The following is a 17491-nucleotide window of genomic DNA, read 5'->3' as shown; positions in this document are numbered from 1 at the left end:
AATCGAGCGCGCGTATGCAACCCATGCAACCCATGCAACCGACGCGGCCCATGCACTACGCGTGCGGAGCGTGTGCAGAACACGTGCGGAACGCGTGCAATACGCAGGCACGCATCGCGAGGCGAGCCAATCGCCGGCGATGCGTTTCTTTCCCCTCACCCGGAATGCACCTCTGATATGGCCTATATCTACTATCTCACCCACATCCATCTCGGCTATGACGCCCTCGCGCAACTGCCCTCGGAATGCGCGCGCGTCGGCATCAAGCGGCCGCTGGTGATTACCGATAAGGGTGTGGTGGCCGCCGGCGTCGCGCAGCGCGCGCTCGATGCGCTGCTGCGGCTCGGCGCGGTGCCGGTTTTCGACGACACGCCCTCCAACCCGACTGAAGCGATGGTGACGGCCGCCGCGGCGCGCTACAAGGAGGAAGGCTGCGACGGCCTGATCGCGGTGGGCGGCGGGTCGTCCATCGACCTCGCGAAAGGCGTCGCGATCGCCGCCACGCATCCGGGCACGCTGACCGAATACGCCACCATCGAAGGCGGCAGCGGCAAGATCACCGACGCCGCCGCGCCGCTGATCGCGATTCCCACCACCTCCGGCACCGGCAGCGAAGTGGCGCGCGGCGCGATCGTGATTCTCAACGACGGTCGCAAGCTCGGCTTTCACTCGTGGCATCTGCTGCCGAAATCGGCGATCTGCGATCCCGGCCTGACACTCGGCCTGCCGCCGCTCCTGACTGCAGCCACCGGCATGGATGCCATCGCGCACTGCATCGAAACCTTCCTGGCACCGGCCTTCAATCCGCCTGCCGACGGCATCGCGCTCGACGGTCTGGAGCGCGGCTGGGCCAACATCGAACGCGCGACTCACGACGGCAGCGACCGCGATGCGCGCCTGCACATGATGAGCGCGTCGATGCAGGGGGCGATGGCTTTCCAGAAGGGGCTTGGCTGCGTGCATTCGCTGTCGCATCCGCTGGGCGGTGTGCCGGTGAACGGACGCACGTCGCTGCATCACGGCACGCTCAACGCGGTCGTGCTGCCGGCCGTACTGCGCTTTAACGAGCACGCGGACACGGTGGTGGCGAATCGCCGCTATGCGCGCATGCGGCGCGTGATGGGGCTCGCGGAAAATGCCGATCTCGCTCAGGCACTCTTCGACATGACCGCGCGCCTCGGCTTGCCGACCGGTCTGCGGCAGATGGGTGTCGACGAAAGCGTGTTCGACAAGGTGATCAAGGGCGCGCTTGCCGATCATTGCCACAAGACGAACCCGCGCGAAGCGAGCGCCGACGACTATCGCCGCATGTTGACCGAATCGCTCTGACGACGCCTCCCTAATCAACCATCCGCACCCTGCTGACGATGAACAAACCCGCTCCCGCGCCGCGCACGGCGTACCGTCACTTCCTGCCGATCACGACCCGCTGGATGGACAACGATGTCTACGGCCACGTGAACAACGTCGTCTATTACAGCTATTTCGACACCGTCGTGAACGAGTATCTGATCCGTGCCGGCGTGCTCGACGTCGAACACGGCGCGACGATCGGGCTGGTGGTCGAAACGCAGTGCAACTACTTCGCGCCGTTGGTGTTTCCCGAGCGTGTCGAGGCCGGTTTGCGGGTGGTGCGTCTCGGTTCGACGAGCGTGCGTTACGAGGTGGGTCTGTTCAAGGACGGCGAAGCGCAGCCGGCCGCACAGGGTCATTTTGTGCATGTCTATGTGGACCGCGCGACGCGCCGGCCGGTTGCGCTGCCTCGCGAATTGCGCGCGGCGCTTGAACTGCTTGTCGTCGACGCGGACGCGGCGTAGCTACTACGGTCTGCGAACCGTGTGATGTGATGTCGTAGCGGCTGGGCGTCGGATAGTTCGACGCCTGGGTTATTGCGCTGCGGCATTGCATGTTTCGCTGGCGTTTCGACGTCGGCCAGCCCGTGTGTCCTCCTCTGGTGCCCGCCCGTTGTTCGGCGGGGCCATTCTTCCTGTTTGAATCCGTATTTCCGAAATCCGCCTGCGCCCTTGTCCATAAGGCCTGGCGGCGAGGGGGCTCGCCGATTCAAACGCTTGATCGTTTGGTGAGCGTCCTCCAGAAATCTTGTCGGCAGCGCGGCCTCAAATAAAGACAATCAGGTCATAGGCGCGAGCGGGCGGCAGGGTGTTTCAAGCCGTCCTCACTACTGCCATAGACAACCCCGTGCCGCGCTCGCGATCTCGCGCCGTGGTGTCGGGAGGGAGGAGACATCATGCGAAATGCAGAGGTTGGTGCCGAGGCGCGAGGCGTCGCGGTGGACGAGCCAGAGCGGCCACGGCTACAAGCGGCAAGGAGTGCGCGCGTTGTTCCGGCTGCGATGCTGGTCACGATGGCGTTGCTTGTATCCGCTTGCGCGGATGCGAGTTCGTCGGCGAGCGATGCCTCTCCGGGTACGCAGTCTCCAGCGCCGTCCTCCGCCCAGGCCGCAGCCGCGCGCCCCGCGCTGGAAGTTGCCAAAGAACGTCAGCTTGCCGACGAACAGCGCGTTGCCGCGCGCGTGCCCTCGATTAGCGGTCTCACTGAGCAACGTGTCCGTCCTTTGACGCTGCGCGACTCCGGCATCGACGGCTCGCTGATGTTTGCGCGCGATGTGGACTTCCGGGTGACCGGCGATATCGGTTTCATGATCCACAGCATGGCCGCGACGCTCACGCCGACGCATGCGGGTGCGCCGATCGTGTTCGACGATCCGACGAGCGTTTCTATCGACGTCCACCGCGGCGACGTTACGCTCGACAGTGCCAAGCTCACGGCGATCTTCAACCTCTACCTGTTCCAGTACCAGGGCTCGCCGCTGCGCAATATGCGGGTCGTGCCGCAGGATGGCGGCACCTTGCGCATTACCGGCGAAATGCATCGCGATAGCTGGGTGCCGATCGTACTGGCCGGCACGCTGTCGATGCGCAACGCGAACGAACTAGTGTTCCATGCGGACCACGTCGAAGTAGCGGGCGTGGGGGCGGACAAGCTGATGCAGGCGGCGCACGTGAAGATGGCCGATCTGCTGAAAGTGGACACGCCGATTGCGCGTCTTGAGGGCGACGACGTTGTGATGCAGGTCGCCAAACTGACGCCACCGCCAGCGCTGCGCATGACCATCACGCATATCGACACCTCGTCGGCGGGCGTGCGCTTTACGCTTGACGATCGCACGCTGCACGACATCGTGTGGCCTGCGACGATGCCGCCACGCGGCATGCTGGTGGAGGGGGGCGATGTGAAGTTCATGCGCTCGATGCCGATGAACATCGACATGGCGCTGACTCCGATCGATACGAATGCGCCGTTTGTGCTGGACCTGTATCGCTACCGCGAGCAGATGGCGGCGGGGTATTTCACGTTCGATGAAGCGGGCGCACTGGATGTGCATCTACCGTCTTACAACACGCTGACGGGTGCCGCACACGATAGCGTGCAGCAAACCGGCAGCGCGAGCGCGCGTTTCAACGATAGCTTTATCCGGGAGCAGCAGGCGTCGCTAGCAGAGGCGCGGCTGCAATGGCAGCACGTCCCGCAGGACCTGCGCACGGCGGAGGCGCGCGCGATACCGGTCGGGACACGTGCCGCGTTTGCGGGGGCTAATGGCGCCACACCGGGTTCGGCGCTCACGGACGAACGACACTCGGCGGGACCGGCGCCGCTGATTCATATGGAGAACGTCGACTTCTTCGTCTCGGGGCGGATTGGTTTTCACGTGCGTTCGCTGGATGCGCAGATGGTGCCGAAGAAGCCGGGGCAGCCGGTGGACCTTGACGATCCTGAGCAGTACGACATTCGCATCATAGGCGGCGAGGTGGTGGAACCCTGGCCGGCGATGGCGGCGTTGTTCAACGAGTATCTGCTGGATTACGCGCCGCGTTCGCTGAACGATCTGAAGCTGACGCCGGAGAACGGTGCGTTGCAGGTGACGGGGGGCATCAAGTTGTGGAATCACTTCCCAGGAGTATGGTTGCCGACGACGATGAGCGGGACCATTGTGGCGCGTGACGAGCGGCATCTGGTGTATGCGCCGACGTCGGTGAAGGTGTTGGGTGTGCCGCAGGCGGGGTTGTTGCGGGCGCTGGATATTCCGTTGGCTTCGTTGACGCCGTTTGTGCGCAAGGGTGTGGCGTTGCAGGGGAATGAGCTGGTGTTCGATCAGTACACGGTGTTTCCGCCGCCTGTTTTGCAGGGGCATCTGGTGAGTGCCACGGTGACGGATGAGGGGTTGGTGTTGAAGTTTCAGCGCGAGAGCGGGGCGGTGGTGGCGCGGCCGCCTGCGGGGGCGGGGGGGAGTTTTGTCTGGATCGAGTCGGGGGATATCAAGATGTTTGATTCGCTTGTGACTAATGCCAGGACTTTGATTCGGGATGGTTCCAGTTCTGGTGTGATGAAGTTTGATCTTTATGCCTACCGGCGGGATGTGGCTCTTGGGATTGTTCGGATGGCTAAAGATGGGAGTTTGGATGTGGATTTGGCTCGGAGGAAGTGATTCATTTTTTTTGCCTTGCGCGGCGCTTTGGTTGTGGTCCTACGGTGTTGGTCTTTTCTTGCATTCTTAGTGGTCTATTGGCGTCGCCCCTGTGCGGGGCGGCACTTACTTTCTTTGCCGCCGCAAAGAAAGTAAGCAAAGAAAGCGGGCTGCCACCGCTAGCCCGTAGTGAGCCATCCCGGTCTGCCGCCGGGAACGGCCCAAGACGAGATGCGCCCTCGCGGCATAGCCGTTAGTGACAAGGCCGTCATCCGTTCCAGCGTTGCGCTGCGCGCCCCGCCGTGGGGCACAACTCCTTCTGCGGAAGCTGACTCGGCACCGCCGCCGCGATACTCGCAAGCGACTCGCCTTCCCATGCAGACCCGACCGCGACGCACGTAGTGCGGAGTGGGGTGGATGAGTGCTGTGTCACGAGCGGTGGGAATGCGAGGGCGGGTCTTGTGTTGGGCCGTTTCCGGTGGCAGACCGAGATGGCTCACTAAACGCTAGCGGTGTGAGCCCGCTTTCTTTGCTTACTTTCTTTGCGGCGGCAAAGAAAGTAAGTGCTGCCCCGCACAGGGGCGAAGCTAATAGACCACTAAGAAAGCAAGGAAAGGCCAACACCCTAAGAGCAGCAAAAAACCAAGGCGCCGCAGGCAAAACCCCCAAAGGCGCCGCAGGCCCCCCCCTCACTCCTTATTAATAATCCACTCATGCGCCGGATCGTTCTTGAAATGCCAAACCCGCTGCTTCCCAGCCATGACATTCAAGTAGTACGAATCATACCCATAAGGAACGATAACCGGGTGATACCCCCTGGGCACCATGACAACATCATGATCCTCAACAGCCATCGACTCATCGATATCCCGCGAATCGGTATACACCCGCTGAAAAGCAAACCCTTGCGCCGGATTAAGCCGATGGTAATAAGTCTCCTCAAGCGAGCTCTCAAGCGGCACATTGTCCGTGTCATGCTTATGCGGCGGATAACTCGAAGCATGCCCACCCGGCGTACGCACCTCAACCACCAGTAAGGACTCCGCAGCCTCAGTCTGCGGCAAGATATCGCATACGTAGCGCGTATTCAACCCCTTGCCGCGCGTCGAGCGATTCATCTGCGCAGGTTCGATCAGCCGCGCCGGAAACCCGCCCTTGGCCGGCGCGCTCGCCACACCCACCTCCGCATCGCGCACCGCCCGCACCGTCGTCCGTACGCCTGGCGGCAAATACACCGCATACGGCGCCGCATCCTCAAACACGCTGTCGCGCGAGCCAAGGCTGCTCCATTTGCGATCCGCCGTCTCAATGTCCACCGCGCCCGCCAGCACCACGATGCACACCTCGCGCGCCGGCTCGAACACATGCACGACTTCGTCCGCGCTCATGCGATAAGCCGCAAACCCCACATAACGCCATGCCGCCGTCTCAGGCGTGACCCGCGCGATTGTCTGGCCCTCGCGCTGTGCCTTCACCAGCAAACTCATGCTGCCTCCTTCGTTGCAGACGCACCCGCATCGAGCGGCGCATCCACCAGCGAACGCAACGTTCGATACCCCTTCTCCGCATAAGCATACGACCGCGCAATCACCGGGTCCTGTTCCGCTTCCACCACCAGCCAGCCGCGATAGCCGTGCCGTTTCAGGCGGTCGATAATCGCCGGGAAATCCACCGCGCCATCGCCCGGCACCGTAAACGCGCCGTTGATCACCGAGTCCAGAAAACTCCAGTTGCGGTTGCGCGCAAGTTTCATCACCGCCGGCCGCACGTCCTTGCAATGGACGTGACAGACCCGCCCAATATACTTGTCGAGTACCGTCAGCGGATCGCCGCCCGCAAACGTGATGTGGCCTGCATCGAACAGCAAGCCGACGGCGTTACTCGTGCGCGCCATCAGGTTGTCGACGTCCGCCGGCGTTTCCACGTAAGCGCCCATATGATGGTGGTACGCGAGCCGCACGCCGCGGCTCAACGTGTAACGGGCGAACTCGTCCACACGTGCCGCATACGCGTCCCACTGCGCTTCGCTAAAGAAGCGCGGGCGCTGGTAGAGCGGTTGCGGCGCGCCCTGGATCGAATCCGCTACCTCGCCGTACACCATCACCGTCGAGCCGTTGCGCGACAGCAGTTCCAGATGCGCGTCCACCGAGGCGATCTCTTCCGCGACGCTGCGTCGCGCGAGTCTTCCCGAATACCAGCCGGAGACCAGCGCCAGATCGTATTGCGCCAGCAGTGCTTTCAACGCCAGCGGTTCGCGCGGAAACTTGTTGCCGAGTTCGAACCCGTCATAACCGATCTGGCGTCCTTCGGTCAGCGCCACTTCGAGTGGCGTTTCGCCGCCTAGCGACGGCAGGTCGTCGTTCATCCACGACAGCGGGTTGATGCCAATGCGTACGTCGAACTGAGTCATGCGAGCGTCCTCATTCGTTTTCGGTGTCGCCGGCGGCCTGGGCGCGCACGGCAAGCTGGGCTTCGTATTGCGCACGCGCGGCGCGCACCCCTTCGCGCGCCGACACTTCCGGCACGGCCACTTCCCACCACCAGCCGCCGTCGTCCGTGGTGCGGGCCGCGTCGGTGTCGATACTGATCAGATACGTGCGGTCGGCAGCGCGCGCGCGTTGCAACGCGGCTTCGAGCTCGGCCACGTTCGCGACGTGCTCGGCTTGAGCACCGAGCGAGCGCGCGTGCGCGGCGAAATCGATCGGCGGTGCGCCGAGCGGGCCTTGCTCGCAATCGTCGAACATGTTGTTGAACGGTGCGCCGCCGCAGGCCTGTTGCAGGCGGTTAATGCAGCCGTAGCCGCGATTGTCGAGCACGACGATGATCAGCTTCGCGCCGAGCATCACCGAAGTGGCAATCTCGCTGTTCATCATCAGATAGCTGCCGTCGCCCACCATCACGATCACGTCCCGTTCGGGACGCGCCAGCTTCGCACCGAGCCCGCCGGCGATCTCGTAGCCCATGCACGAATAGCCGTATTCGACGTGGTACGCACCCGGTCGGCCCGCGCGCCACAGCTTGTGCAACTCGGCGGGCAGGGTGCCCGCCGCGCACACGACGATGTCGTCGGTCGCCGACGTGGCGCTCGAGCGCTGCACCGCGCCGATCACGTCCGCGTCGTACGGCAGGACCGTTTCGTGTTGCGGCGCATGCGTGAGCATGCCGACGGTGTCGCGCCAGTCCGCGGCGTGCTTGTGGGCCCGCGCAGTCCAGGCGCGGTCGGCATGCCAGCCGCCTAGCTCCGCCGCGAGCGCCGCGAGCGCGAGGCGGGCGTCGGCTTCCACCACCAGCGCGCGATGTTTGAGGCCATCGAATGCGTTCGCATTGATGCCGATTACGTCGGCCTGGGTGAACAGCGTGTTCGAGCCCGTGGTGAAGTCCTGCAGGCGGGTGCCGATGGCCAGCACGCAATCGGCGTCGTGCGCGAGTGCGTTCGCTGCGGGCGAGCCGGTCACGCCTAACGCGCCGGTATTGAGCGGATCGTTCCAGGCCAGCGCACCTTTGCCGGCCTGGGTTTCAGCCACGGGGACGCCATGTGCGGCGGCAAACGCGTGGAGGGCATCGGTTGCGTGGCCATACAGCACGCCGCCTCCGGCGACGATCAGCGGCCGCTTCGCCTGCCGCAGACGTTCGACCGCCGCGCTGATTTCTTCGGCAACCGGCGCCGGCGTATGAAAGCCGACCACCCGCGGTTCGAAGAAGTCAGCCGGAAAATCCCACGCGGCGGCCTGCACATCCTGCGGCAACGCGAGCGTGACGGGTCCGCACAACGCCGCATCGGTCAGCACGCGCAGCGCGCGAGGCAAGGCCGTCAGCAATTGCGCGGGATGCACGATGCGGTCGAAGTAGCGCGACACAGGCCTGAAGGCATCGTTCGCCGAGATGCCGCCGTCGTGAAAGTCCTCGACCTGCTGCAATACCGGATCCGGCGCACGCGAGACGAACACGTCGCCGGGCAGCAGCAGCACCGGCAAACGGTTGACGTGCGCGAGCGCCGCTGCGGTCAGCAGATTCGTGGCGCCGGGTCCGATCGAGGTGGTGACCGCCATCATCCGGCGCCGGAAATGCGCCTTCGCATACGCAATCGCACTATGTGCCATCGCCTGCTCGTTGTGCGCGCGCAGCGTCGGCAGCTCATGACGATGCTGGTACAGCGCCTCGCCAAGTCCCGCGACGTTGCCATGCCCGAAGATCGCGAAGACGCCGCCGAACAGCGGCTCGGTAGCGGTGCCGTCTTCGGTCCTGACGCGCTGCGCCGCGAGGTAGCGGACCAGCGCCTGCGCCGTGGTAAGCCGCAGCGTGCCAGTTGCCGGCGCAGTCGATGGCGTCGCGGAGGCATGGTGGGCAGAGGCCGTATCGTGATGCAAGATGCGCTGGTTCATGCAGCCTGCTCCTGGTGTGCTTGATGCGGTGGGGCGCTATGCGGCGCGGCGTTGCCGCGCGCGCTGCGCCACGAATCGATCAGCGTTTCGAAGGTCTGCCGCACGCGGGCGATCAGTTCGTCGTCGTTGATCGAGCCGGCGAGCCAGGCGTGGCTCGGCTCGTGGAAAATCGTCCGGCCAACGGTGAAGCCGCGGCAGGTGGCCGATTGCGCCGCGGCGCGAAAGCCCTCGTTGAGCTGTTCGACGGCGGCCGACAGCCCAAGCAACACCACGCCACGGCAGTACGGATCGCGCTCGGCAATCAGGGCGTCGACGCTCTGCCATTGCGCAGCTTCCATCGGTTCCAGCTTCCACCACTCCGGATAGATGCCGATGTTGTAGAGACGCTTCAACGCGCGATACACGGTGTCCGGCGCGCTCGGCAAATGGGCGTGCTTGGGCGGAATCACTTCGAGCAGCAGTTCGTGGCCGCTCGCCTGGGTGGCGTCGTAGAGCGCGCGCAATTGCGCTTCCTGTTCGAGCCGTTGCTCGACCGGCTCGTCGGGATGGAATTGCACGAGGCACTTCACCACGTGTTCCTGCGGCCAACTGGTGAGCGTGGTGCCGATCGAGCGGCCGTGATCGAACACGAGCGGCACCGAGCCCGGCAACTCCACCGGGCGGCCGATCCACCAGCCACGGCCGGTGGCCGCGTTCAGCGCATCCTGGCCGTAGCGGTCGTCGATCAGTACGCCTATGCGCCCTTGCAAGCCGAGCTTGCTTTCGGTCTGCGCGACGGCCTCGACAAACAGGCTCTTCAGGCGCGCGATACGTGCTTCGTCCGCACCGGTCTGCTGGGCCAGATCGAAGAACTGGTTGCGGTGATCGAACGCGAAGCCGAGCACTTCGTCCCGCTGCTTGCGGGCAGGAGAGACGCGGTGCAGCCGCGCGAGCTTCGCATCGCGGTCGGGGCGGCGCATGCGCTGCGGATCGGCTTTCGCTTCGGCGAGGAAATAGTCGAGTTCGGCGGGCGTCGGCATGGCCGGGGCGCAGCCATGTCGCGACACGACCAGCGCGCCGCTCGCATTCGCCGCGCGGGCACACGCTTCGAGCGGCTCATCGCGCAGCCAGCCGGACAGGAAACCGGAGGCAAAGGCATCGCCTGCGCCGAGCACGTTCAAGACTTCGACTTCGACGCCGCCCTGAATCGGCGCGTCGTCGAGCGACGCGGGCACGTCGCCGTCGATGATCTGGCAGCCGAGCGGGCCGCGCTTGACCACCAGCGTCGCCGGCGTGACCGCGCGCACCATCGCGAGGGCGTCGATCAGGTCGGTCTTGCCGCCGGCAATGCGGAATTCCTCTTCGGTGCCGATCACCAGATCGATCAACGGCAGGATGCGCTGCAAATGTGCGGTGACGTCTTCGCTGGCGACGAAACGCGTCTCGCCGTCGGCCTTGCCGGTGAGTCCCCACAGCACCGGACGGTAGTCGATGTCGAGCACGGTGCGCACGCCGTTGCGACGCGCGTAATCGAGCGCGCGGCGGCTCGCGCGGTTGACCTGTTCGGTGGAGAAGTGCGTGCCGGTGATCAGCAGCGCTTTCGATGAAGCAATGAACGCCTCGTCGAAATCGGCTTCGTCCACGGCCATATCGGCGCAGTTTTCGCGGTAGAAAATCAGCGGGAAGGTGTCGCGGTCTTTCAGGCCGAGCAGCACGAGCGCGGTCAGGCGCTCATGATCGACGCGCACGTGACTGACGTCGCAACCTTCCCTGGTGAGCGTTTCGGTGAGAAAGCGGCCCATATGGTCGTTGCCGACGCGCGCGAGCATCGCCGAGGCGAGCCCGAGCCGCGCGCAGCCAAAAGCGATATTGGCCGACGAGCCGCCGAGATACTTGGCAAAGCTCGATACGTCTTCGAGACGGGCGCCGACCTGTTGTGCGTAGAGATCCACCGCGAGCCGGCCAAGGCAGATGATGTCGCGGCTGCGATCCGGTGCAAAGCGGCTGGTGGGGCTGGCAACGGACGGCGTGGGAGTGCTGGTGAGGGCCATGGAATATCCTGTTTGTCTTAGCGCTGGACTGACGGCAAGGGGGCACGCGGCGAGCGCAGGGCAGGGCTTAAGCCATGCGAGCGCCGCGTGGCGCAAATCAGATCGTCGCGCCTTCGAGTTCGCCGATCATCTTCTGCATCTCGGCGCCGCCGGCCATCATGTCGAGCACTTCATCCTTGCTGATGGTGTCCTTGGTGAAGGTGCCGAGCGACTTGCCGCGATTGAGCAGCGTGAACGAATCGCCGATCGGGTAGGCGTGATGTACGTTGTGCGTGATGAAGATCACCGAAATGCCTTTGGCACGCGCGGTGTGGATCAGCTTCAGCACGTTGAAGCTTTGCTTCACGCCGAGCGCCGCGGTCGGTTCGTCGAGAATCAGCACGCGCGCGCCGAAGTGAATCGCCCGCGCAATCGCGAGGCACTGCTTCTCGCCGCCCGACATGGTGCCGATCGGCTGATGCGGGTCGCGCACATTGATGCCCATTTCGGCGAGCTTGTCGCGCGAGGCGGTCGCGCAATGGTCCAGGTCCATCACGTTGATGAAGCCGAACAGCTTTTTCTGCGGCTCGCGTCCCATGAAGAAGTTGCGCGCCACCGACAGCAGCGGCACCAGCGCGAGATCCTGATAGACGGTGGCGATGCCGAGATCGAGTGCGTCTTTAGGCGAGGTGAAACGCACCGGCTTGCCGTCGACGAGGTAGGTGCCTTCGCTCGGCTGGTGCACGCCGGCGAGCGTCTTGATCAAGGTGGACTTGCCGGCGCCGTTGTCGCCTAACAGGCAATGCACTTCGCCGCGTTTCAACCGCAGGGTGATGTCCTTCAGCGCAATCACGTTGCCGAAATAGCGGCTGACGTTTTCGAGCGCGAGGATGTAGTCGGTGTCCGCGGCCTGGGGCAAACCCGCAGCCGTACCCGGTGTCGTATTCAAGGGGGTGTTCATCGTGGACTCCTCGATTAGCGGGACGCCGCGACGCGGCTGCGCACGTAGTGGTTAAACAGCACCGCGAACAGCAACATGGCGCCGAGGAACACACGGAACCAGTCCGAATCGATGTTCGTATACGTGATGCCGATCTGCACGACGCCGAAGATCAGTGCCCCGAAGGATGCGCCGACCACCGAACCGTAGCCGCCGGTCAACAAGGTGCCGCCGATCACCGCCGCGATGATGGCTTCGAATTCCGCCTGCAGACCGCGGTCGGCGGCTGCCGAGCCGATGTCGCACACTTGCAGCACCGAATAGAGGCAGGAGCAGAACGCGGTCAGGACGAACAGCGAGATTTTCACGCGGCGCACCGGCACGCCGACGTTCTTTGCCGCATTGGAATCGCCGCCCACCGCAAAGATCCAGTTGCCGAACTGCGTCTTGGCAAGGATGAAGGCGCAGGCCGCGGCCAGCGCGAACCACCACAGGATGACTTTCGGAATCCCAGGTACGAGAGGAAGGCCGCTGTCGAGCAGCTTGACCACGCCGATATGTCCGAGCCAGGTAAACAGGCCCTTGAAGGCGACGCCCTGAAACAGCGCATGCGCGAGCCAGTCGTGCGCGGCGACGTCGCCGACGCCGGAGATGATGGTGCGGTCGGCAAACATCACCGAGAGCGCAAGCGTGAGGCCGCGCAGGATAAACAGGAAGGCCAGCGTGACGATGAAGGAGGGCAGCCGGGTGCGCATCACCAGATAGCCGTTGAGCGCGCCGAGCAGCATCGAACCGGCGAACGCGAACACGATGGACAGCGCGATCGGCCAGTGAAAGTACATGGTGGGCAGCGCGACCATCATGCCGGAAAAACCGATCATCGAGCCGATCGAGAGGTCGAACTCGCCGGCGATCATCAGGAGACATGCGCCCACCGAGATGATGCCGAGATACGCGGCCACCTGCGACCAGTTCATCACGCCGTCGAGGTTGAACATGCCGGAGTTGCCGGCGGACAGACCGAACACCAGGAACACCATTACGGTGCCGGCAAGCGCGGCGAATTCCGGACGGCTCAACAGGTGTTTGAACCACGATTCGCGACGCACGCGCTCGTCCGATACTGCTGCGGAGCCCGCTGCCGCAGCTGCTGCGGCATCCTGCTCGGAAGGGGGATGTTTGGCGTGGAAGGGGTTGGCGACGCCCATTGAAGCTCTCCTTGATGCGCCGGCGGAAGGCGTCGTGACGACGCTTCGCTGAAAGGCGCTTGATGCAAGTGAAGTGCAGTGAAGTGCGAATGAAACCCTGCGAAGGGAAGCGGGTGCGGCCGGGCCCGTGGCGGCTCGCCGCACGCGCTTCCTTCATGCCTGCGGGGACGGTTCTCCCGTGCCCGAAGTCAATGCGACATTGATTAGCGGTACTGACCTGCGTACTTGATCACCTTGTCGATATTCTCCTTGGTAATGAAGCCCGGGCCCGAGCCGATATTGCGCGGCCCGTAGGAAGGGGCAAGACCGTAGGTGGACAGACGTGCCTGGAACTTCGGGTTGGCCTGCAGGGCCTCGCGGATCTTCACCGGGTCGGTGGTGTGGTCGTGCCTGGCGATGGCCAGCACCGCTACCGCGATGTAACCCTGCAGGTACGGTTGCTGGTCGATGGCGAACTTGATCGTGCCGTCCTTGATGGCCTTGGCGATGTCGTCGTCAAAGTCGAAGGTTGCGAACCACAGCTTGCCGGCCAGACCCATCTGCTGCAGCGCCTTGATGGTCGGCGCCGCCGAAAGCGGCCCGAGGGCGAGCACGCCGCCGGTGTCCGGGTGATTGCGCAGATACGCGCTCACCTTCGACTGGATGCCGGTCGGGTCCGTGCCGGCGTCGAGCGTGGAGGTCTTGAAGTCGACGCCGAGCGCGTCGGCAAAGCCGCGGCAGCGTTCGAACGAGGCCGGGTTGGTGGCGTAGTGGTTCACGCACAGGAACGACTTGACGCCGGCAGCCTTGGCCTTTTCGCCGGCGGCTTTGCCCGCGGTGTATTCAGGCTGGCCGATGTGCATGATTGCGCCCAGGTCGGCGCTCTGCTGCTCGGTGCCCGAGTTGATGGTCACCAGCGGAATGTGCTTCTCGGTGACCTTGCCGATCGAGCCCTTCAGCACATCGTAATCGGCGATGGTGACGATTACGCCGTCGTAATTGCGGGCCGCGGCCTGTTCGATCAGGCGGGCCATGTCGGCGATGTCGCCGTTAGGCGGGTTGCGGTAGTCGGTCTCGACGTTGAAGTCCTCGTCGGCCTGTTTGATGGCGTTCTTGATGGTGTTCCACCAGGAATCGGAATCCGGCGCGTGGCTGATCAACACGAAGTGCGCATCGGCCGCGCGGGCCGCGGTTGTGGCGGCCAATCCCGCCGTCAGTGCCAGTGCCGCTACCAGAATCCTCAGCGTTGCCTTGCCATTGCAAAGTCTCATTGTCTCCACCTTTCTCGGTCTTCGTTATTGAAGGGAGCGTCTGGTCTTTCCTCATACCTGCGAGCCCTCTTCGCGCTATCGCGCAGCTCGCAACACCATCGCTCAGAACCAAGATTAGGCCATCTTCCGTCGTGTTGCAATGAAAATTTCATGACAAAGAAAAATGGAAAATATGTTCCATTTGACGGGGTGCCTGCCTATAATCGGCAGCGTCAGTGCGGTGCATAGAGCCTTTGTGGAGGCCGTTTTGCAGCGCAATAAAGCAGCAAAGGAACAGCCATGGCGGAAGACAGCACAGAAGAATTGCCGAGCGTCGACGATTTGATGCAGCGCATCGCAGAAAACTACGAGTCGTTGCCGCGCCAGTTGAAGAGTGTCGCGACCTATATCGAGCAGCATCGCTCGAGCGTGATGGTGGATCGCACCAGCGATATCGCCGCGAGCTGCGGCGTGCATCCGTCGGCGGTCGTGCGTTTTGCGCAGCGCTTCGGCTTCTCGGGTTTCTCCGATCTGCAGGCGGTGTTTCGTCAGGCGTACACGGGGCAGGGCACGTCGTCGCCGAGCTATCAGCAGCGCATCCGCAAGCTGATCGACGAAAAGCCGGGCGCGCTTTCGGGCGGCGCGGTGGCGCGCGAATTCATCGCGGCCTCGCGCGGCGGACTCGAAGAACTCGAAGCGGGCCTCGACGACACGGAGTTCGACGCAGCCGTGAAGATGCTGCAGCAGGCCGACAACATCTACGTAGTCGGAGTGCGGCGTTCGTTTCCGGTGGCGAGCTATATCGTCTACGCGCTGCAGCACACGCCCAAGCGCGTGCATCTGGTATCCGGTTTCGGCGGCATGTATCGCGAGCAGATCCGCAGTGTCCGCAAGGGCGACGTGGTGATCGCGATCAGCTTTGCGCCGTACGGTAAGGAAACGCAGTACTGCTTACGTGTGGCGCATCACCATCAGGCGAAGACGCTTGTGATCACCGACAGTCAGTTGTCGCCGCTCGCGCGCTACGCCACCACGCAACTCTATGTGAAAGAGGGGAGTGCGTTTGCGTTCCGCTCGCTCACCAGCACCATCTGTTTGTGCCAGGCGCTGTTCATCGCGCTCGCGTACAAGCTGGAATTAAACGTAGAAGAATCGAAAGACACTGGAGGATACGATGACTGACGTGGCAGGCGGCAAGACAATCGACGTAGCGGTGTTCGGTGCGGGACGCATCGGCCGGATTCATGCGGCTAATCTGGCGCGGCAACCGGGCGTGCGGCTCAAGTATGTGGTGGACGTGAACAAGGACGCGGCGGCGTCGCTGGCCGCCTTGCACGGCGCACAGGTGGCGGATATCGACGGCGCCATGGGCGACGCGTCGATCGGCGCGACGGTGATCTGTTCGAGCACGGACACCCACGCGGACCTGATCCAGTACTCGGCGGCGCAGAAGAAACACGTGTTCTGCGAGAAACCCGTGGACCTCACGCTCGAACGCGCGCGCACCTGCGCGCAGGCTGTGGAACGCGCGGGCGTGGTGTGCATGATCGGCTTTCAGCGCCGCTTCGATCCGACCTTCGCCGCCTTGAAGGCGCGCATCGATGCAGGCGAGATCGGCACGCCGGAAATGCTGATCGTCACGAGCCGCGATCCGGGCGCACCGCCCGTCGAGTACATCAAGCACTCGGGCGGCATCTTCAAGGACATGCTGATCCACGACTTCGATATTTTCCGCTGGATTCTCGACGACGAAGCCGAGACGCTGCATGCCACCGGCAGTTGTCTGAGCGACCCGGCGATCGCCGAGGCGGGCGACATCGACGCGACGGCCGTGACGATCCGCACGAAGAGCGGGCGCCTGTGCCAGATCAACACGGCGCGGCGCGCGGCCTACGGCTACGACCAACGCTTCGAAGTACTGGGCAGTACCGGCATGCTGCAAGCCGGCAACGTGCGTCCTACGGAAGTCGTGGCGTATTCGAAGACGGAAGTGTCGAGCGACGTGCCCGAAGCGTTCTTCCTCGAACGCTATCGCGCGGCGTACGCCGCGGAAATCGCGCATTTCTTCGAAGCGGTCACGCAAGGCAAGCCGGTTCGCACCACCGTGGCGGACGGACTGAAGGCGCTGGAACTGGCCGATGCCGCAACCCGTTCGTGGCGCGAAGGACGGCCGGTGCGTCTTGGGGAGAGCGCATGATGACGACAGCCTCCAATCGCGCGCCCGTGCGTGTGGGTGTGGTCGGGCTCGGGCGGCTCGGCAAGCGTCACGCGGAGAACCTGGCGTATCGTGTGCCGGGCGCGGCGCTGGTCGCCGCCTGCAGTCCCGTGGAAGACGAACTGGCATGGGCCGGCGAAGCGTTGCCGGCACCGCGTCTGTACAAAGACTACGCCGCGTTGCTGGCGGACCGCGACGTCGACGCGGTGTGGCTCGTCACGCCCTCGGCGCTGCATGCGCAACAGATCGTCGACGCGCTGCGCGCCGGCAAGCATGTGTTCTGCGAGAAACCGCTCTCGCTGGATCTGGCGGAGTGCGAGCGCGTGCTTGCGGAAGCCGAACGGCACCCGCATCTGCAGGCCACCATCGGCTTCATGCGCCGCTTCGATCCGAGCTATCGCGACGCGTTCGAGAAGATCGAGGCGGGGGTGATCGGCCGACCGTTCATGGTGCGTTCGCAGACCACCGACAAGAACGATCCCGATGGTTTCTTCGTGCGCTTCGCGCCGACCTCGGGCGGGATTTTTCTCGACTGCACGGTACACGACATCGACGTCGCACGCTGGCTGCTCGGCAAGCCGCGCGCCAGGCGCGTGTTTGCGAGCGGCACGATCGCGCTGCATGAAGGGCTGCGCGAATTCGGCGACGTCGACAATGGCGTGGCGATCTGCGAATTCGAGGACGGGCGTCTCGCGATGTTCTACGCCTCGCGCACGATGGCGCACGGCAACGACAGCGGCAGCGAGGTGATCGGCACGGCAGGCGCGTTGTCGATCGGTCACAATCCGCGTTCGAACCGCGTGGAAATTACCGACGCCACCGGCATTCGCAACGAATGCACGCCGACCTTCTTCGACCGCTTCGAAGACGCGTTTCTGTACGAAGCGCGGGCGTTCGTCGCGGCGGTGCAAGGCGGGGCGTCCGCGGGCGCGACACTGGCCGACGCGCTGGAGGCGACGCGCATCGGCAGCGCGCTGCGGCAGTCGCTGCAGACTGGGCAGGCGGTGACGCTGTAACGGGGT

13 protein-coding genes are annotated in these 17491 nt (G+C 64.1%); 6 read left to right on the top strand and 7 right to left on the bottom strand.

All coding sequences use genetic code 11. From position 1 onward, the window contains the following. Positions 1–177 precede the first annotated feature (177 nt). The 3 genes from BUS12_RS25445 (at position 178) to BUS12_RS25435 (ending at position 4507) form a co-directional block, all read left to right on the top strand. Entirely contained in the window at positions 178–1329 is a 1152-nt protein-coding gene (locus tag BUS12_RS25445) for an iron-containing alcohol dehydrogenase (RefSeq protein WP_074300192.1), read from the top strand. A gap of 38 nt (positions 1330–1367) precedes the next feature. Continuing rightward, on the top strand, positions 1368–1817 hold the full coding sequence (locus tag BUS12_RS25440; RefSeq protein WP_074300191.1) for an acyl-CoA thioesterase: 450 nt from the start codon (positions 1368–1370) through the stop codon (positions 1815–1817). Positions 1818–2248: 431 nt separating this feature from the next. Beyond that, positions 2249–4507: a hypothetical protein gene (locus BUS12_RS25435; RefSeq protein WP_437123878.1), complete on the top strand. Its 2259-nt coding sequence runs from the start codon at positions 2249–2251 to the stop codon at positions 4505–4507. Positions 4508–5175: 668 nt separating this feature from the next. Here the strand turns inward: BUS12_RS25435 and iolB are convergent. The 7 genes from iolB to BUS12_RS25400 form a co-directional block, all read right to left on the bottom strand. Then, positions 5176–5973 (bottom strand): 5-deoxy-glucuronate isomerase, encoded by a 798-nt coding sequence (gene iolB / locus BUS12_RS25430; protein WP_074300189.1) that lies wholly within the window; start codon positions 5971–5973, stop codon positions 5176–5178. Continuing rightward, on the bottom strand, positions 5970–6896 hold the full coding sequence (gene iolE / locus BUS12_RS25425; RefSeq protein WP_074300188.1) for a myo-inosose-2 dehydratase: 927 nt from the start codon (positions 6894–6896) through the stop codon (positions 5970–5972). The genes iolB and iolE overlap by 4 nt, the downstream gene beginning before the upstream one ends. A gap of 10 nt (positions 6897–6906) precedes the next feature. After that, positions 6907–8868, bottom strand: coding sequence for a 3D-(3,5/4)-trihydroxycyclohexane-1,2-dione acylhydrolase (decyclizing) (iolD, locus tag BUS12_RS25420; protein ID WP_074300187.1), 1962 nt, complete (start codon positions 8866–8868; stop codon positions 6907–6909). Next, positions 8865–10898, bottom strand: coding sequence for a bifunctional 5-dehydro-2-deoxygluconokinase/5-dehydro-2-deoxyphosphogluconate aldolase (locus BUS12_RS25415; protein WP_074300186.1), 2034 nt, complete (start codon positions 10896–10898; stop codon positions 8865–8867). Before BUS12_RS25415 ends, iolD begins: the two co-directional genes overlap by 4 nt. Before the next feature lie 97 nt (positions 10899–10995). Continuing rightward, positions 10996–11838 carry an ATP-binding cassette domain-containing protein gene (locus tag BUS12_RS25410; RefSeq protein WP_253190211.1) on the bottom strand — a complete coding sequence of 281 codons (843 nt, stop codon included), beginning with the start codon at positions 11836–11838 and terminating at the stop codon, positions 10996–10998. A gap of 14 nt (positions 11839–11852) precedes the next feature. After that, entirely contained in the window at positions 11853–13025 is a 1173-nt protein-coding gene (locus BUS12_RS25405; protein ID WP_074300185.1) for an ABC transporter permease, read from the bottom strand. A gap of 203 nt (positions 13026–13228) precedes the next feature. Continuing rightward, positions 13229–14275: a sugar ABC transporter substrate-binding protein gene (locus BUS12_RS25400; RefSeq protein WP_074300184.1), complete on the bottom strand. Its 1047-nt coding sequence runs from the start codon at positions 14273–14275 to the stop codon at positions 13229–13231. A gap of 279 nt (positions 14276–14554) precedes the next feature. Here BUS12_RS25400 and BUS12_RS25395 point away from each other — a divergent pair, with 279 nt between their 5' ends. From BUS12_RS25395 to BUS12_RS25385, 3 genes are read left to right on the top strand one after another with little or no spacing between them, the layout of a single operon-like run. Further along, the gene (locus tag BUS12_RS25395; protein ID WP_074300183.1) at positions 14555–15436 is read left to right on the top strand and encodes a MurR/RpiR family transcriptional regulator; all 882 of its coding nucleotides are present in this window, start codon (positions 14555–14557) and stop codon (positions 15434–15436) included. Next, positions 15429–16451 (top strand): inositol 2-dehydrogenase, encoded by a 1023-nt coding sequence (gene iolG / locus BUS12_RS25390; RefSeq protein ID WP_074300182.1) that lies wholly within the window; start codon positions 15429–15431, stop codon positions 16449–16451. Before BUS12_RS25395 ends, iolG begins: the two co-directional genes overlap by 8 nt. After that, positions 16451–17485 (top strand): Gfo/Idh/MocA family oxidoreductase, encoded by a 1035-nt coding sequence (locus tag BUS12_RS25385; protein ID WP_074301702.1) that lies wholly within the window; start codon positions 16451–16453, stop codon positions 17483–17485. The genes iolG and BUS12_RS25385 overlap by 1 nt, the downstream gene beginning before the upstream one ends. Positions 17486–17491: the final 6 nt, after the last annotated feature.

The sequence above is a fragment of the Paraburkholderia phenazinium genome, assembly GCF_900142845.1.
Lineage (GTDB): Bacteria > Pseudomonadota > Gammaproteobacteria > Burkholderiales > Burkholderiaceae > Paraburkholderia > Paraburkholderia phenazinium_A.
This window is presented reverse-complemented; position numbering and strand designations above follow the sequence as displayed.

Coding starts and splice junctions, on each gene's coding strand:
- BUS12_RS25415 (WP_074300186.1), bottom strand. CDS start 10,898: ATGGCCCTCACCAGCACTCCCACGCCGTCCGTTGCCAGCCCCACCAGC.
- BUS12_RS25405 (WP_074300185.1), bottom strand. CDS start 13,025: ATGGGCGTCGCCAACCCCTTCCACGCCAAACATCCCCCTTCCGAGCAG.
- BUS12_RS25385 (WP_074301702.1), top strand. CDS start 16,451: ATGACGACAGCCTCCAATCGCGCGCCCGTGCGTGTGGGTGTGGTCGGG.
- iolD (WP_074300187.1), bottom strand. CDS start 8,868: ATGAACCAGCGCATCTTGCATCACGATACGGCCTCTGCCCACCATGCC.
- iolG (WP_074300182.1), top strand. CDS start 15,429: ATGACTGACGTGGCAGGCGGCAAGACAATCGACGTAGCGGTGTTCGGT.
- BUS12_RS25445 (WP_074300192.1), top strand. CDS start 178: ATGGCCTATATCTACTATCTCACCCACATCCATCTCGGCTATGACGCC.
- BUS12_RS25400 (WP_074300184.1), bottom strand. CDS start 14,275: ATGAGACTTTGCAATGGCAAGGCAACGCTGAGGATTCTGGTAGCGGCA.
- BUS12_RS25435 (WP_437123878.1), top strand. CDS start 2,249: ATGCGAAATGCAGAGGTTGGTGCCGAGGCGCGAGGCGTCGCGGTGGAC.
- BUS12_RS25410 (WP_253190211.1), bottom strand. CDS start 11,838: ATGAACACCCCCTTGAATACGACACCGGGTACGGCTGCGGGTTTGCCC.
- iolB (WP_074300189.1), bottom strand. CDS start 5,973: ATGAGTTTGCTGGTGAAGGCACAGCGCGAGGGCCAGACAATCGCGCGG.
- iolE (WP_074300188.1), bottom strand. CDS start 6,896: ATGACTCAGTTCGACGTACGCATTGGCATCAACCCGCTGTCGTGGATG.
- BUS12_RS25395 (WP_074300183.1), top strand. CDS start 14,555: ATGGCGGAAGACAGCACAGAAGAATTGCCGAGCGTCGACGATTTGATG.
- BUS12_RS25440 (WP_074300191.1), top strand. CDS start 1,368: ATGAACAAACCCGCTCCCGCGCCGCGCACGGCGTACCGTCACTTCCTG.